Here is a 17271-nt window from a genome sequence, read left to right as displayed (position 1 = left end):
AATGGGGGGTGATGATTTGAAGGTAACTAAATACTGCGGTTTTTGCCCTATTTATCACAAGCCATCAAAAAAATGTAACTGTCCTCCTGGACCAACAGGTCCGATAGGTCCAATGGGCCCGGAGGGAGATGCAGGAGCGACGGGTCCAACTGGTCCAACTGGTCCAGCCGGAGGAGTGGGTTTTTTTGGTTTTGATCAAATGCAAGAGGCTGCGGTTTTACCTGTTGATGTTGAGACTACGGTTCTTACAGTAGCTGTGACTTCTGATGCGGGCCAATCATTAAAAATAGATTCGGTAGCAGAAATCGATATTATCGTAGGTTTATCAACTACTTTCCAGTACAATATACAGTATTCTTTGTATAGGGATGGAACACTTTTAGCCACTCTCTTAGAAAATAACGAAGGAGATAAACCTGGTGGAATAGTACGCTTATTTAGTGATGTTCCAAGTTTAACTTGGGTTGATCTACCGGGGGCTGGGATGCACACTTACGAAATTCGATTAACTGTAACCGGAACTAACATATTGACAGCTACTGTAAATACAAGGTCGTTAAATGTATTTGCATTGGATTAGGGAGTAAAGCAACACAGCTTAGGCTGCGTTGCTTTTTTATAATTAATTTTAAAGTCCTAACCCAATCTCCACGAATGTATAAGCAACTATCAGTTAGAATCATAAAATACTATGGTACTCGTTAAAAAGTATCTAAGTAATGAGTATAAGAATTCGTTTTAAAAGTCTTAAAAATCAAGAGAAAGGAGGTAAATCTATGACGTTTGAAAACAAGATAATAAACGGAGGTTTTGAAACAGGGACTTTACCACCATGGATGGGTTTAAATGCGACGGTGACCTCACAAGCAAGTCACTCTGGTAGTTTTAGTGCTTTATTGTCTACAAATCTAGTAGCTTTTGTATCTCAGACGGTTAGTGTGAACCCAGGTTTGAACTTTGAATTATTAGTATCATTATCCAAGTTAAATAATAATCCTAATCCACAAATACTACTTATAGTGGACTACTATGATGCGAATTTCAATTTCCTTAGCAGGGGTTTAGAAACAGATATACAAGCAAATAGACTTCCCCCTTCAGGGAATTGGTTAGAAGTATATCAAACTACAAACTCAGCCCCTTTGGGATCGGCATTCGCTGTTGTTCTTGTACAGAAGTTAACTTTGCCTAATAGTACTCCTGTGCTAGTAGATGATGTAGCTTTGTTATCAATAGAAGGAACAAGCGGCCCTACTGGGCCAACTGGACCTACTGGAGCCACCGGAGCAACCGGGGCGACCGGAGCCACTGGAGCGACAGGATCTACTGGAGCAACGGGTGCAACAGGACCGACCGGAGCAACCGGAGCGACTGGAGCGACTGGAGCGACTGGAGCGACTGGAGCCACTGGAGCGACTGGAGCCACGGGAGCCACGGGAGCCACGGGAGCCACGGGAGCCACGGGAGCGACCGGAGCCACTGGATCTACTGGAGCAACCGGAGCCACTGGAGCGACCGGAGCAACTGGGGTAACCGGAGCAACTGGGGTAACCGGAGCAACTGGGGTAACCGGACCAATTGGAGCAACTGGAGCAACCGGACCAACAGGAACAACGGGAGCCACCGGAGCCACTGGAGTGACAGGAGCAACGGGAGCAACCGGACCAACAGGGCCAACAGGAGCGACCGGAGTGACTGGACCAACAGGGCCAACGGGAGCGACTGGAGCCACCGGAGCAACTGGGGTAACCGGACCAACAGGAACAACGGGAGCCACCGGAGCCACTGGAGCGACAGGATCTACTGGAGCAACGGGTGCAACAGGACCGACCGGAGCAACCGGAGCGACTGGAGCTACTGGAGCGACTGGATCTACTGGAGCAACCGGAGCCACTGGAGTGACTGGAGCAACCGGAGCCACTGGAGCGACAGGATCTACTGGAGCAACGGGTGCAACAGGACCGACCGGAGCAACCGGAGCGACTGGAGCAACTGGAGCGACTGGATCTACTGGAGCAACCGGAGCCACTGGAGCGACCGGAGTAACTGGAGCGACTGGAGCGACTGGAGCCACTGGAGTAACAGGAGCAACCGGAGCGACCGGAGTGACTGGACCAACAGGGCCAACTGGAGCGACTGGAGCGACCGGAGCAACTGGGGTAACCGGACCAATTGGAGCGACAGGAGCCACTGGAGTAACAGGAGCAACCGGAGCCACGGGAGCGACCGGAGCGACCGGAGCAACTGGGGTAACCGGACCAACAGGAACAACGGGAGCAACTGGGGTAACCGGACCAATTGGAGCCACTGGAGCCACAGGAGCAACGGGACCAACAGGAGCCACGGGAGCCACCGGATCCACGGGATCGACCGGAGCGACCGGACCAACAGGGCCAACAGGAGCAACGGGAGCCACCGGAGCAACAGGAGCGACCGGACCAACAGGGCCAACAGGAGCAACGGGAGCCACCGGAGCAACAGGGCCAACGGGAGCGACCGGAGCAACCGGAGCAACGGGAGCCACCGGAGCAACAGGAGCGACCGGACCAACAGGGCCAACAGGAGCAACGGGAGCCACCGGAGCAACAGGGCCAACGGGAGCGACCGGAGCAACCGGAGCAACCGGAGCCACCGGAGCAACTGGAGCGACCGGAGCAACCGGAGCAACAGGGCCAACGGGAGCCACCGGAGCAACGGGAGCGACCGGAGCCACCGGAGCAACAGGGCCAACGGGAGCCACTGGAGCAACAGGACCAACGGGAGCAATCGGAGCCACGGGAGCAACAGGACCGACCGGACCTGTAAGTGAAGGAGTAATTATTGAAAATGTAGGTCCTGATGTTAGTTCACAGTTTAATGAACTAAATACAGCAGAAAGAACGCCAATCGTAGAATTGACGTCTGTCTATGGGTTGTCTGATTTGCGAGACTTAGTTGAGACAGCAGGCAGCGGATCTGTTACGAATACGACGGTTGAATACCAAGTGAGTGTTACAGGTGGAGCTACAGACTCCGCAACATTGGATAGTGTTGAGAGAGGACGCTATATGCCTGGGTACGCTGCTCAAGCAGGGTTAGCTGTTCGAATTCCTACTGCAGTTTCGGATAACCAAGTATTTCGATGGGGGTTATTTGACGATCAGAATGGTGCTTTTTATGGTCAGAGTGTTGCAGATGGAGTATTCATTGGTATTAGAAGAGCTGGAATAGATCAAATCATTCCTCAATCTTCTTGGAATATAGATCCTTTGGATGGTACCGGTCCAAGTGGGCTGACTCTTGACTTAGCAGTAGGTAACATTTTTCAGATTACGTTCACATGGTATGGATACGGAGTGGTTGAATTTAATGTTGTGGTGCAAGATCCTATTACTCTTGCACAGGAAGTCGTAACTGTTAATCGCTTCCGTCCAACAAATGAAACGAGTTTCACGGATCCCAATTTACCGATACGTGCGCAAATTGAGAATACCGGAGCATCTGAAGCGAGGGATATTTTTGTTGGTGGAAGACAGTACAGCATCCTGGGAGAATTTGATCCTGCTTTTCGTATCACATCGGATCGACGTTCCGCTACCGTAGGAACGGCAGGTGTACCTGTTTTATCCTTCCAGAGAAAACCAATCTTTCCTGCTGGTTCGGCTAGGCCGAACTCAGTAAGTGTTGTATTAGAGGGATTAGATATCGTAACTTCAGCCGATATTTATTTCCAAGTTAAAGTGGGAGGGACATTGGACACTGCTTTTACTAACTTCCCAACTGCGAATACGGATATCCCAAATTCTGAAACATCACTTTTAATCAATAACACTGCCACCACACTCACAGGAGGGCAAGTAGTTTATCAGGGAGTTGGTGCAGGTGCTCAAGGTTCAAGCAGAAACTTAGCAACAGCCACACTTCTATCTTTCGAGTTACCTGATGAACAGCCTGTCTCGTTAGTTATTGGAACTTTTAGTGGAACAACACCTGTCATTGCAGTATTTAGGGTTACTGAGGAATGGTGATCATTGGGTGTGGTCTTTCGTGGATCACACCCATTTCGTTAATAAAGTTTGTTAAATTGATAATTCTTCATTAATTTTTAAAAAGGAAGGAGGGAGATAAATGACAATCATTGAAAATGTAGGACCTAATGTCAGTTCACAATTTAATGAGTTAAAGGTGGCGCAACGAACACCTGTTATTGAGTTGAAGTCTGTATATGGATTATCAGACCTCCGCGATATTGTGGAAACGACAGACAGTGGAACAGTTACGAGTACTACAGTCGAATATCAACTGAGTGTTACTACTGGAGCAAATGATTCTGCGACACTTGATAGTGCAGAAAGAGGTCGCTATATGCCAGGCTATGCTGGTCAAGCGGGGATAGGAGTGCGTATCCCTGAACCAGCGGCAACTGATCAAGTGTTTCGCTGGGGACTATTTGATGACGAGAACGGTGCCTTTTACGGGCAAAACGTAACGGATGGAATATTTCTCGCTATTAGGAGAGCAGGAACTGATCTAATTATTCCGCAAACTTCATGGAATGTTGATCCTCTGGATGGATCTGGACCAAGTGGGGTAACTCTTGATTTATCGTTAGGAAATATATTTCAAATTAACTTTACTTGGTATGGGTATGGAGTTATTGAATTTAATGTCGTGATTCAAAATCCTGTGAACCTATCTCAAGAAGTTATCACTGTTCACCGATATCGCCCGGATAACGAAACAAGTTTTACAGATCCAAATTTACCTTTACGAGCCCAAATAGTAAATAGTGGGGTCACCGCTGCAAGAAATATTTTTGTAGGAGGAAGACAATATAGCATCATTGGAAAATTTGATCCTACCTTTCGGATCACATCTGAAAGACGAACGGTGTCTGTGAATACAACAGGGATACCGGTGATTTCCTTTCAAAGAAAAGCCGTTTTCCCTGCTGGTTCAGCAAGACCTAATTCAGTGAGCGTTACTTTAGAAGGGGTCGATATCGTCACGAGTGAAGATGTTTATTTTCAGGTAATAGTTGGAGGAACATTGAATACAGCATTTGTTAATTTTCCGACTGCCACGACGGATATTCCGGTAAATGAAACGGCTTTAATGGTTAATAGTACGGCAACTACAATTGCAGGGGGAGAAGTAGTTTTTCAAGGTGTAGCTGCCAGTGATAGGGGGTCGAATAGGGATTTAGCTAGCGCAAACCTTTTAGATTTTGAGTTACCCGATGATCAAACCGTATCACTAGTAATAGGATCATTTGGAGTGAGTGCTTCTGTTTCAGCGGTATTTAGAGTGACAGAAGAGTGGTAATTAATCGGAGGTAAGTCTCGTTCTCAGATAAAAAACTTAAGTTGGAGGCCGCTGAATCCGCCTGTGGGAAAAGTCTCATTCCCACAGGCGGTTTTCTTTTTTTGAATGAATCTGGCTTCCTAACCTTTCATATGTTTTACAATGGCTGAGGAATTTTAGATCGCCCCAGGGGAAAGAATGCCTTCGAGACCCGAAGGTGAGACCATCTCATATTCGCCTACAGGTGTCTTTTCAAGGAAATAATGAAATATAGTCGCCTATAAACGCTGAACTCCATATTACTGAAGAATAAACAATGGACCAGTCCTAATTTATAAAAAGGGTCTATCGGTAATTTTTATTTCATACAAATGTTAGGTGATTAAGGTGATTAAACTTCAAAATTCAAAGGGGAGATGGGATGATTACGGTCAGTCTTTGCATGATGGTGAAAAACGAAGAAGAGGTTTTAGCTCGATGTCTGGACTCTGTGAAGGACCTGGTGGATGAAATCAACATCGTGGACACTGGATCTGATGATCGTACCGTTGAGATCGCCAAAGAATATACGGATCGTGTTTTTTTCTTTGAATGGACGGGGAGATTTACCGATGCAAGGAATGAATCCTTTAGGCATGCGACCAAGGATTATATTTTCTACCTGGATGCTGATGATGTCATATTGGATGAGGATCGTGAGAAGTTCAAACGGTTAAAGGAAGGGCTTGATCCTGCAGTCGACTCGGTATCCATGTATTACAATGCAGGGACTGATGAATTCGGTAATGTCACGCTTAAGTATCGGAGGAACCGCTTAGTCAAAAGAAGTAAGAATTTCCAGTGGGGCGGGGATGTCCACAACTACTTAAATGTTTATGGACACATTATTAATTCCGATGTTGCAATTACTCACAAAAAAATTCAACACGCTGTTGGCAGAAACCTTTCTATTTATAAGGAGAAGATCGAAAGAGGAGATGTGTTCAGTCCTCGAGATTACTTTTATTATGGAAACGAGTTAAGAGAAAACGGTCATCATGAAAAGGCTATCGAAAGTTATACGAAAAACATTGAACATAAGGAAGGTTGGATTGAAGATAAAGTCTATGCCTGCATCAACCGTGCAGACTGTTATCGATTTATAGAAGAGACAGAAAAAGAACTAGCCTCTTTATTTGAATCGTTACGTTTTTCTAAAACACCTCGACCAGAAATGTGCAGCAGGGTGGGCTACAATTTTCAAAGAAAAAAAGAATATAAGTTTGCAATTTATTGGTATGAATTAGCGACAACTATTGAAGACGATCCTGATAAATGGAGTTTTACTTATCCGGCTTATTCCACTTGGTATCCTCACTTACAATTATGCGTTTGTTATTATAACCTATCTAATTTCGAAAAATCATACGAACATAATGAATTAGCTAGAAGCTTTCGGCCACAAGATGAAAGAGTACTTTTCAATAAGGAGTTACTCGAGAAGAAATTAGGATTGAATCAAACTGCAGAGCAGCCGCAGGATGAATCTTCGTCATAATAGAGGGACATCTCGTATTTTTGGCTCGAAATATTTCCCATAGAATAATTGTTTTAATTATCTATATCACTGAATGGGTGTGAATAGAGCGGATGGGTAATAAACCTAAAGTGTTTATCTTCGTTAAGCCTGGGCTTGATACTTTTGTGAAGGATGTGGCAGCTTCTTTATCGGACAGATATAGTGTGAAAACAATTTACGTGAGCACTAACATGAATAATATAGATGTTTATATGAAAGAAGCTGACCTGTGCTGGTTTGAATGGTGTGATGAACTGTTGGTTTACGGAAGTAAAACAGCTTTAGCCAAACACAAAAAGATAATATGTCGAATCCATAGTTACGAAGTTTTTACGAGTTACTTGAAGAGAGTGAACTGGAAAGCCGTTGATAAAGTTGTATTTGTATCGGATCATATAAGAGAATACGCCTTATCAGAAACACCTGGCCTTAATAAAGGCCAAACCATAGTGATTCCAAATGGTATCAAAATAAATGATCTGGATTTTAAAGAAAGAAATAAAGGCTTTAACATCGCCCACGTAGGTTATTTGAACTTTAAAAAAGGTCCGATGCTTTTACTTCACGCCTTCCATGCTATTTATAAAATGGATGCCAACTTTAAATTATTTATTGCAGGCAGCTTTCAAGAACCAAGATATAAACTTTATTTTAATCAGATGATAGAAAAATTAGGACTTCAAGAGAATGTTATCGTTGAAGGTTGGCAGTCAGAGATCAATCACTGGTTAGAAGACAAACATTACCTTCTTAGTTCAAGCTTACTTGAGAGTCAGCATTTATCTGTAATGGAGGCCATGGCTAAAGGGATTAAGCCTTTAGTTCATAACTTTGTTGGCGCTGGAACCATTTATCCTGAAGAATATATCTGGAGTACACTTGATGATTTGACAAGTATGATTGAAAAAGGAAGTTATAACTCTTTGCATTACAGGAGATTTGTGGAAAACAATTACGAGTTTACTTCTCAAATTACCAAAGTCCACGACTTGTTAGAAGAGATAATTGCTCAAAAGAATATTTACACCATTTATCGTAACGGAAAACAAACCCAGTTTTTACTTCCCAACACTAAAGATCATATTCAAAGAATTATCGCTAACCATCAAGTTTTTTATGAAGAAGCTATGTTAATGGATATAAAAAACAGAGTTCGAGAAGATAGCGTTGTAATTGACGTAGGAGCCTATATAGGAAATCATTCAACGTTTTTTGCCCAGCATTGTCAAGCCAGGGTTTTCTCTATAGAACCCAATCGTGAAGCGTTTGATTTATTAGAAAAAAATGTTCAATTAAACGGTTTGGAGAATAGAACAACTTTACTCAATATTGGTTTAGGGAAAGAGTTGGGTAAAGGATCGATAGTAGGCGGTTTAGAAGACAATATGGGGATGAGGCAATTAAAAGGTGATATGGAAGGCGATATAGTGATTGAGACGATCGATCATTTGTTCAGTGAGTTGAACAGAGTGGATGTTATAAAAATTGATGTGGAAGGAATGGAGATGGACGTGTTGCAAGGGGCAGCGGACACATTAAAAAAACACAAACCTCTTCTATATATCGAAACAACAACCGATGATAAGCTGCATCTTGTATATGGTTTTTTAAAAAAATTTAACTATAAATCACTCAAACAATTCAATGCTACGCCAACAACGTTATTTGTTTAATCATTTTTCGAATTTGTCCTCTAAGAGCTTAATCTGGTTAGATATCCCTTATTTAGGCAAAAGTGCGTGTTAAATATAGTTTGACAGGATTAGCTTAAAACATTGTTTTAAATTAACGACTTCCTTAAGAGTTTGTTTAACTTTTGAGGGCTTTATTTTTATTATGGTATAATCTCATTTAATTTCTTCAGAAAGCGGAAGCCCCTCCGTGATCACTTAGGCGTTTATACCTCACATTTATAGAGGACTTCTTTACTAAAAGTATGAGCTATGATAAGCAGAAAAAACTAGCTCATTACACATCACTCTCAATATTATAGAGTGAAAAAAGGTCAATCCCTGGATTTAGATTGACCTCTTTGATTTGTGCATTTCAAGAAAACTGGATGATTGGATACTAAATTCTTTTAATCTTTGAGAAAGCACGCTCTATCTCATTCCCACTTAAACGTTCGGCTGGCAATGATGAAAGCAACAACTAACCAGGCCACCAATGTAAGCCAGTGGTGCCATAGGTCAAAAAAAGCTGTCCCAACATTCATCGTTTCACGGAGGGCTGTACTTAAATGAGAAATCGGAAGGATATGAACGATCGGCTGAAGATATTCCGGCATCGTGTTAATTGAGAAAAATACTCCACCTAAAAATAGCATGGGGAAGGATGCAAAGGCTGCGATCGGGCCAGCACTTTCCGGGTTTTTAGCAAGACCAGCGATAATAAAGCCTATAGCCATAAAGGCGAGTGTTCCCAATACGACGAACGTGAGCAGGGCAAGCCACGAGCCATTTACTTGAACGTTAAAAAGTACACTTGCCACGACCAGCACAAGCACAGCCTGTAAGCCGTTTAACAGCACCCGGGCCGTGATCTGTGCGGCGATAAACGTGGAAGCTTTAAGACGAGTCCCTTGCATGCGCCGCAGGATCCCACGCTCTCTCCAGGCGGAAATTTGTCCGGCTACTCCGTTCATATTATTATTCATAATCATCATCGCAACGATCCCGGGAACTAGAAAATCAATGTAGCTAATATCAAGCGCTCGTACCCCTTTAGCCTCGACGGCTACGACTGGGGTGTAGTCTTCGATGTTTTTACTCACCTGATCAACGGCAGAATTGACGACGGTTAACCCGAGCTGGGAAGCTGAGGCATTGGTTTCGTTGTAATAAACGGGAAGGTTAAATGACTTACTTTCGTCTGTATGGGATTGTAAATGTTTCCCGTAACCTTTAGGAATTTCCATTACAACTTGATATTCATCCGTTTTTAGTTCGTCCAATGCTCCGTTCACATCGTTGCTTTGCTCAAGATGGATCGCCTCATTTTTTTGAAAATTGGAGAGAAGCTGCTTGGATGCAGTTGATCCATCATGATCGATGACGGCCATTGAGATACTCGTGCCATCGCTGTTTCCAAGAAAAGAACCGAGGGCCAGCATTAGAATAATGGGAAAGAGGAGCGTGAAAAAAAGCACCTGGCGATTTCGTGCGAAAATCCTTAATTGCGCTAAGGTTAACTGCCAATAAGCTTTCATTCTCTTAAACTCCTTCCGGTCTTATGTATAAAGACATCCTCGAGTGTTGCTGTTCGAGTCTGGAGATCCTGAAGATTAATATTTTTCTCCTGGGAATGTTGAATTAAATCAATCAGTGTCATTTGAAGATCATCGGTGTAAACGACGTACCATTCCTGCCTGCGAGTGACCTGAGTGACTCGTTGTAAATGGTGAATAAACGTATCGTCTTCATCAGCGTGCAATGTAAATTCGATGGCGCTGTCTGATTGTAGCTCTTTTACTAATCTTGATGGAGTATCTAAGGCGATCAAATTCCCTTGATCCATAATACCAATACGATCACATAATACGTGAGCCTCATCCATGTAATGGGTGGAGAGAACGATGGTTTTTCCCTTTGCCTTTAGACTTTCAATAATATCCCAAAGCGTTCTCCTTGCCTGGGGGTCTAATCCGGTTGTTGGTTCATCAAGAAAGATAATGGCAGGGTCATGAATAATGGCTAAGGCAATGGCAAGACGCTGCTTTTGTCCTCCCGATAATGCTTTAATTCGATCCTTTTTCTTTTCGGTTAAAAGCATTTCATCAATTAATTCAGGAATTGAGACATGACTTGGGTAGAAGCTTGCGTACATTTGCATGATTTCATGAACCGTTAGCAATTCAAACAGGGAAGTGGATTGCAGCTGAATACCAATAACCTCTTTCACTTTGTTGATTTGTTTACGAATATCGAAACCTGATAGGGTAGCCGTTCCACTGTCTGGCTTACGGAGCCCAACAAGCATTTCAATCGTGGTTGTTTTGCCAGCTCCATTAGGTCCTAGAAGACCAAACACTTCACCGGCACTTACATTGAATTCAACACCATTGACTGCTGTCATATTCCCGTATTTTTTTACTAGTCTTTCAACATGAATCATTGTAATTGACATCTCTTCAACTCCATTCACTTTCAATATACCATGAATTTAATAACCTAATTACTTATTCTCATTGATGTTTTTAAATGCTTGCTTCATTAACGGTTTACAGTAGGGGAGACCTTGGTTGATCACCTCCACTCTTATTTATTTGTTTCATTATAAATGAGGGCTGGGGAAAGGGGGGCTGCAAAATTACGCCAATGTAAGAGTACATACAAGCGAGTTTGGAGAATGCTAAAACCTAGATAATAGAAGAAAATAAGTCGAGATTGAAACTTGGAGGGGACGCTGGCCTAGCCCCTATTTTTGTAAAAAAGTCTACTAACTGAACTAAGGAGCTTGATTATGAATGTCCTCTATATTATGGATGGATGCAGCGTATGGGCGCAGGCGATGAATCATTTCTATCTAAAAGAAATCGATTATAAGGCAGTCAATATCTTAAAAGAAACCAGCTCCAGGAAAGATTCCATGGATTTAATCGGAGAAGTATACACCCCTTCATTGGTGAATGACAGGAAATCTGGAAGGGGCGGGTACAGCCACAGTCAAAAGCACACCTGTAAATTGGAGTACACCTTTTAGGTTTCTATTTCCTCCTGCAGGGAAATCTCTAAAGGGATAATAGTTTAGGAGGTTTTTATATGATTAAAGCATTGGTATTCGATGCTTATGGTACATTGTTTGATGTTCATTCCGTGGGAAAAGAATGTAATGAAATTTTTCCGAATAAAGGAGACGAAATCAGCCAGTCGTGGAGAAAAAAACAGCTGGAGTATTTCTTTCTAAGACAACTGATGGAACGTTATAAGCCTTTTGACGAGATTACGAAGGATGCTTTGAATTATGCCTGTAAAGAAAATGGGGTTGAGCTGTCTGAAGAAAATGAAGAGCGCCTGATGAACGCCTATTTAGATTTGGATCTCTTTGATGAGGTGGAAAGTGTGCTGAAAGAGCTTTCTGAGAAAAAACTGGTGGTGTTCTCGAATGGCTCGGTCAATATGATTGAGCCACTGGTCGAGCAATCCTCGATCAATGAGTATATTGATGAAGTTATTAGTGCAGATGAAATTAAGCATTATAAACCTACGCCGGCTGCCTATAACCATGCTTTAGAGAGACTGGATGTAAAAAGGGAAGAAGTCCTGTTTATGTCTTCCAATCCATGGGATATTACAGGCGCCAAAAGCTTTGGATTTAATACAGCCTGGATTAATCGCAAGGAGCTTGTACCAGAAGAGCTGAATATCCAGCCTGACAGTGAGTATAGTGACTTAAGAGGAATTCGCGAATGGAATTAGAGAAGAGGAAAAAGGGCCCGAGTAGGGGCCCTTTTTTTGTGGGATGAGTAATAGATCATTTATGAACTGAATCGTCAGCCGGACTGGAAATAAGGATTAGGAAAGATTTAAGAACTCTTTCGTCTTATCCGCGTCGATGGCCAGAAAGCGTACTTTTCGAATGAACCCGTCTTTTTTCAATTCGCTCATGATGGCGCTCGTTGTTTCTCTTGTCGTCCCAATCATGTTAGCGAGATCCTGATGGGTCAGTTTCATTTCAATGGTCTGCCAGTTTTGTTTGCGGCGACCGGTTTTTTGACTGAGCATTAATAACAGGTACAACAATCGATGCTTCACGTCGCTTAAGGCAATTTTTTCGCTCAGACTGTAAAAGTCTTTCAATCGTGAGGAGAGAATATCAATCAGTTTTAGAGCGACATGCGGGTTCTTTTTGATAAATTCTTCATAGTCCCTGTGGCTGAGTGTACATATATACGTATCGGTCATAGCTTCCGCATAGGTCTGATCGTCGGTCAAACTGACGGTGGACGTTTCACCGAATATGTTTCCATCCACGAGAATATCGAGCGTAAACTGCTTGCCTTCTTCATTCATACGGTACAGGCGGACCTGTCCTTTTTTTAATAAAAATAAGGCATTCACGGTGTTTTCAGGGGAGACAATCGTCGTACCTTTTTTCACGGGACTCATCTCACTCATCTGATCGATCCTCATGAGCTCTTCCTGGGAGAGTTCTTCAAACAAACTGATTTGGGAGAGTAAGGTAAGCTTATCCATTTCTTCACCTCGTTCGGTTGATAAGTTGCTATAAATAATTTTTGATGAAAAGTGTGGGTATAAAACTCAATCCTTCATGAGCTGAAGAAAACTGACTACTTTACTTGAATATAGTAGCGGTCCGCCAATTTGACAATAGAATAATGTTAGATACCCATGCGAGAAAAAATAGTTATTTGAAGGGGAAACCCCATTTCAAGATAATTTAAAGATTTTGAAACAAAACCTCTCGTCCAAACGTATAGATGGTTGAATAGTTTTAAACCTTTATATACCAAATTTTTCATGAGTTGCTGTTAATAGGATAGGGTACATAAAAGAGGACTATTGCGTTATGTTTATTTATAAATTAATCTATATAGATAATTATAATTGATTAGGTGTAAATTGGAACAAGGAGCTCCTGATTAGTTAGGATAGTTAGGAAATACGAGAAAAGCCATAGCCTATGTGTACAAAACCATAGGAATCTTAATCGATCCAATTAAATGCATCAGGGAAGAACTGTAATGATTACTATCACAAGAATCAATTGATGGAGGCTTATAAATGTTTCAAAAATGGAAAGGAAACGATGCTTCTTCTAAAAAGAAGCTGATTTATGCTGTTGTTTTCGCTATGTTTTGGCTGAAGATGACGTTTATTCAAGGTGGGGTTTTCACTTTAGGTTTAGAAAATATAAATCAAGCAGCTATCCTGGCCTTTAATCCCTTGAGCAGTATTTTTCTTCTCTTTGGATTAGGAATCTTACTGGCCGGCCGTAAAGGACTGCTTGGGGCCTATATTCTTGGCTCCGTCTTACTTTATCTCAATGTTTTGTTTTATCGTGAGTACAATGATTTCATTACGATTCCAATGTTAGGTCAATTAGCAAATTTGGCAGGTCTTGGAGGAAGTATTACGAATATCCTCTCGGCCACAGATATTTTCCTGTTTGTGGACGTATTTGTTGCGATCTTTCTATTATTCTATCTGAACCCTTCTCGTATACAAAGTTTTCTACCGAAACGTAAGGAAGGTCTTGTGCTGGCTATTATTGCTGTTCCGTTATTTTTAATTAACCTGGGCTGGGCACAGACAGAGCGTCCAGAGCTTTTAAAACGGGCCTTTGACCGTAATTTGTTAGTGAAAAATATTGGCGTGCTTGATTTTCACATCTACGATACTGTGCTGCAGGGACAAACGGAGATGAAAAAAACGTTCGCTGATAGTAACGAATTAGTACCTGCATTAAACTATATAAATGAGAAAGATGTGGATCCAAATAGCGAAATGACAGGAGTCGCAGAAGGAAAAAATGTGATTCTTTTATCCCTGGAGAGCACCCAGACATTTGTTGTGGATCGTGAATTAAACGGAAAAGAACTCACCCCTTATTTTAACGATCTCAAAGAAGAAGGTGCTTACTTTAGTAACTTCTATCATCAGGTTAAACAGGGGCGCACGTCAGATTCCGAGTTTTTGCTGGACAATTCATTGTATGGCCTGAATCGTGGAGCGGCCTTCTTTACTCATGCGGGTAACGAATACGAAGCTACCCCTGAAGTGTTAGGGGAAGAGGGCTATACGTCTGTGAATATGCATGCCAATGATCAAACATTTTGGAACCGGAATGTCATGTATGACTCTCTTGGCTATGATGAGTATTATTCAAAAGAAGATTATGACGTTACAGAAGATAAATCCTACGGTTGGGGTTATCTTGATGAATACTTCTTTAGTGACTCCTTAGATAAAATGGAAGAGTTAGAGCAGCCGTTCTATAGCAAGATGATTACTCTGACCAACCATTATCCATTTACCCTTCCGGAAGATAAGAAATTGATTGAAGAAGGGAATACTTCAAGTGGTACGCTGAACCGTTATTTCCAAACGATCCGCTATCAGGACGAAGCTTTAAAACAGTTTGTTGAGGATTTCAAGCGTTCAGATCTTTATGACGATACCGTGCTTATCATTTATGGTGACCATTTCGGGATATCAGAGAATCACCAGGAGGCCATGGGAGAATATCTGGGCAAAGATATTAATGACTATGAACAATTTCAGCTTCAGCGTGTGCCTCTTCTCATCCTTGGAGAAGGAATAGAACCAAAAGAACATGAGACTGTTGGGGGCCAGATTGATTTACGTCCGACGATCATGAATCTTTTAGGGGTGGACGATGACAACCCGGTCCAATTCGGTCATGATTTGTTTAGTAAAGATCGGAATGGGATGACCATTACACGAGATGGTAATTTTGCTAACGAGGATTATGTAGGTGTGAATGAAACCTGTTTTGATAGAGAAACGGGAGAGAAAGTAGTAGGTGAGGCTTGTGCTGAAGGCTTCAAACAAGCGCAAGAAGAACTGGAGATCTCAGACTCTATCGTTTACGGAGATTTGCTGCGTTATCTTGATGAAACAGAAATGATTGATCAAGAGCGGAAATAATTATCTGGATAAAAAGCTTGCAGATAACCTGAGGGTTTTCTGCAAGCTTTTTTGTTAGGCTCTGTTTAAGTTTATTGTTGATTATTCATAAAAGGCTTATTACACAATAGGGCCGGATAGTTGAAGACTCAGTTTCGAGATATCTTTGGTCCGTTGCTAATATAGAGAGGGGCTGGCTACGGAAACAACTTGCTTTCCTGCGGGGGAACTGGCAAGCCTCCTCGCTCGTTTCACTCCCTGTGGGGTCTCGCCTAGCTCCTTCTCCCGCGGGAGTCTCGTCGTTTCCTCCGCCATCCTATGTTTGAGGAGTGAACGGACCCTTCTATAAGAGAGGTAATCGTTCTGGATCAGCCTTAAACCCTTATATATCAGGGGTTGTACGCTTAAATAAGCTAGATACTCTTTTGCTCTCCAGTAAATTTTAGTAGGCATTTTTGGTTGATTTCTAGTTTCTTATTCGGCCAGGTCCGGAGGGGGACGATGTAGACTCCTGTGGGATGGACATGATCGGTAAGATCCCGCAGGGCTGTGAAGCCCGAGGAAGCTTACCGCATTCCCACGGAAAGCGAAATCATCCCCCGAAGGCCTGTCCTCTCAGCCTAAATATCTCGAAACTGAGTCTTACAGAAAAGGGAGCTTTACTTTTAAATCAACACAGAAGTTTAACAGAGCCTTTTATTAAGGGAAGATAGCTGGAGACTGGATGTAATATCGGAAGGAGTTTGTACTGAATAAGTTAGATACACAGACTGATAGTGTATAGAGTGATGTAACCGCACGCGAGTGGTAATAAAAAAAAAGAAAAAGGGCCCGGTTAGAGGCCCTTTTTGTGGATGGATGTCAGAAAGCGAACTGAATCGCCAGCTTACTCTGGGAATAAGGGTGGAAAGGTTTAAGAACTCTTGATTTTTACCACAGCTTAGTATTTGGAAGGTTTCTTAATAGAGATTCCCTTCTTTTTTAGCTTTCATAACCTTGATCGTCATGATCAATATACCAATGGGGCAGCCAATTGTAAAAGCAATTGATACAATGAATGGAAAATTGTTTAGAGTTTCATTATTTAGTCGATAGATGCCGACGAACGTAAAAAGAGCGCAAAAGAAAATACCAACTAACGTTTTAATTATACTCATTAAATCTCACCGCTTTTTGTTTTAATTAATTATAACAGCTTGAGTTTCATTATATTAAATGATAAATGAATACACTCAGTTTTGCTTAATTATTTGTGATTCATAGTTCGTATTGTTAAAATTATGTCGCAGAGTTCCTGGAAATTGGTTTTCTGCTCAATCCCTGTTAAGCCATTCGAAGTATTTTCTTCGTTTGCAAAAGCGTGCAGCTCATTAATGAACTGCACGCTTTTTTTTTACTTAACGACGATTACTGGAGACTGAACATATTTTACGAGTTTATGACTGACACTTCCCAGGATCAACGTCTGCCATTTATTACGCCCGCGGCTTCCAATAACCACGCAATCATAATCTTCCTGGTTGGCATATTCAATCATTTCTTCAGCGGGATCTCCATGTAACATCAGAAACTTGGTGGAAACACCGGCTGACTCTACATATTTGATGACGTCCAGGAACTTTTCTTTCCGTTTCTTAGTAGCTGTATGAGAATCCCCATAGTTCAATACGTCCTGTTTAGATGTTTCACCATCAACCACATATACAAGGTCGATGTGCACCTCTTCCTTATGCGGGGAAACCATTTTTAGTGTCTGATCGATTGCGCGACGGGAATGATCTGAACCATCCGTCGCGAGTAAAATATTTTTAAACATACATC

At 42.2% G+C, this 17271-nt stretch carries 13 protein-coding genes; 8 read left to right on the top strand and 5 right to left on the bottom strand.

Features of this window, described 5'->3' with window-relative positions; genetic code table 11:
* The first annotated feature begins 112 nt into the window (after window positions 1-112).
* The 5 genes from ACTWP7_RS16145 (at window position 113) to ACTWP7_RS16125 (ending at window position 8514) form a co-directional block, all read left to right on the top strand.
* Window positions 113-580 (top strand): hypothetical protein, encoded by a 468-nt coding sequence (locus tag ACTWP7_RS16145; RefSeq protein WP_443124078.1) that lies wholly within the window; start codon window positions 113-115, stop codon window positions 578-580.
* Between the two features lie 196 nt (window positions 581-776).
* Window positions 777-4007, top strand: coding sequence for an NTTRR-F1 domain (locus ACTWP7_RS16140; protein WP_443124077.1), 3231 nt, complete (start codon window positions 777-779; stop codon window positions 4005-4007).
* A gap of 100 nt (window positions 4008-4107) precedes the next feature.
* On the top strand, window positions 4108-5304 hold the full coding sequence (locus tag ACTWP7_RS16135; RefSeq protein WP_443124076.1) for a hypothetical protein: 1197 nt from the start codon (window positions 4108-4110) through the stop codon (window positions 5302-5304).
* A gap of 400 nt (window positions 5305-5704) precedes the next feature.
* Window positions 5705-6820, top strand: a complete 1116-nt coding sequence (locus ACTWP7_RS16130) for a glycosyltransferase (RefSeq protein WP_443124075.1) — start codon at window positions 5705-5707, stop codon at window positions 6818-6820.
* A gap of 92 nt (window positions 6821-6912) precedes the next feature.
* A complete protein-coding gene (locus ACTWP7_RS16125; RefSeq protein WP_443124074.1) occupies window positions 6913-8514 on the top strand; it encodes an FkbM family methyltransferase in 1602 nt (533 codons plus the stop codon).
* 434 nt (window positions 8515-8948) lie between these two features.
* On the opposite strand, the gene ACTWP7_RS16120 is transcribed toward ACTWP7_RS16125, so the two are convergent.
* Both ACTWP7_RS16120 and ACTWP7_RS16115 read right to left on the bottom strand, forming a co-directional pair.
* Window positions 8949-10049, bottom strand: coding sequence for an ABC transporter permease (locus ACTWP7_RS16120; protein WP_443124073.1), 1101 nt, complete (start codon window positions 10047-10049; stop codon window positions 8949-8951).
* Window positions 10046-10966: an ABC transporter ATP-binding protein gene (locus ACTWP7_RS16115; protein WP_443124072.1), complete on the bottom strand. Its 921-nt coding sequence runs from the start codon at window positions 10964-10966 to the stop codon at window positions 10046-10048. Before ACTWP7_RS16115 ends, ACTWP7_RS16120 begins: the two co-directional genes overlap by 4 nt.
* A 336-nt stretch (window positions 10967-11302) precedes the next feature.
* On the opposite strand from ACTWP7_RS16115, the gene ACTWP7_RS16110 reads away from it, so the two are divergent.
* Together ACTWP7_RS16110 and ACTWP7_RS16105 are read left to right on the top strand one after the other, a co-directional pair.
* Window positions 11303-11542 carry a hypothetical protein gene (locus ACTWP7_RS16110; protein ID WP_443124071.1) on the top strand — a complete coding sequence of 80 codons (240 nt, stop codon included), beginning with the start codon at window positions 11303-11305 and terminating at the stop codon, window positions 11540-11542.
* A 59-nt stretch (window positions 11543-11601) separates the two neighbouring features.
* Entirely contained in the window at window positions 11602-12258 is a 657-nt protein-coding gene (locus ACTWP7_RS16105) for a haloacid dehalogenase type II (RefSeq protein WP_443124070.1), read from the top strand.
* A gap of 96 nt (window positions 12259-12354) precedes the next feature.
* Here the strand turns inward: ACTWP7_RS16105 and ACTWP7_RS16100 are convergent, their stop codons facing one another.
* Window positions 12355-13035, bottom strand: coding sequence for a Crp/Fnr family transcriptional regulator (locus tag ACTWP7_RS16100; RefSeq protein WP_443124069.1), 681 nt, complete (start codon window positions 13033-13035; stop codon window positions 12355-12357).
* Between the two features lie 549 nt (window positions 13036-13584).
* On the opposite strand from ACTWP7_RS16100, the gene ACTWP7_RS16095 reads away from it, so the two are divergent.
* The gene (locus ACTWP7_RS16095) at window positions 13585-15471 is read left to right on the top strand and encodes an LTA synthase family protein (protein WP_443124068.1); all 1887 of its coding nucleotides are present in this window, start codon (window positions 13585-13587) and stop codon (window positions 15469-15471) included.
* A gap of 938 nt (window positions 15472-16409) precedes the next feature.
* Here the strand turns inward: ACTWP7_RS16095 and ACTWP7_RS16090 are convergent.
* Window positions 16410-16607 (bottom strand): hypothetical protein, encoded by a 198-nt coding sequence (locus tag ACTWP7_RS16090; protein WP_014642689.1) that lies wholly within the window; start codon window positions 16605-16607, stop codon window positions 16410-16412.
* 236 nt (window positions 16608-16843) lie between these two features.
* Complete coding sequence (locus ACTWP7_RS16085; protein ID WP_014642691.1) at window positions 16844-17266, bottom strand: universal stress protein; 423 nt, start codon at window positions 17264-17266, stop codon at window positions 16844-16846.
* Window positions 17267-17271 lie beyond the last annotated feature (5 nt).

Origin of the sequence: Halobacillus sp. B29, from assembly GCF_052246755.1 — a bacterium.
Classification (GTDB): Bacteria; Bacillota; Bacilli; order Bacillales; family Halobacillaceae; genus Halobacillus; species Halobacillus halophilus.
This window is presented reverse-complemented; position numbering and strand designations above follow the sequence as displayed.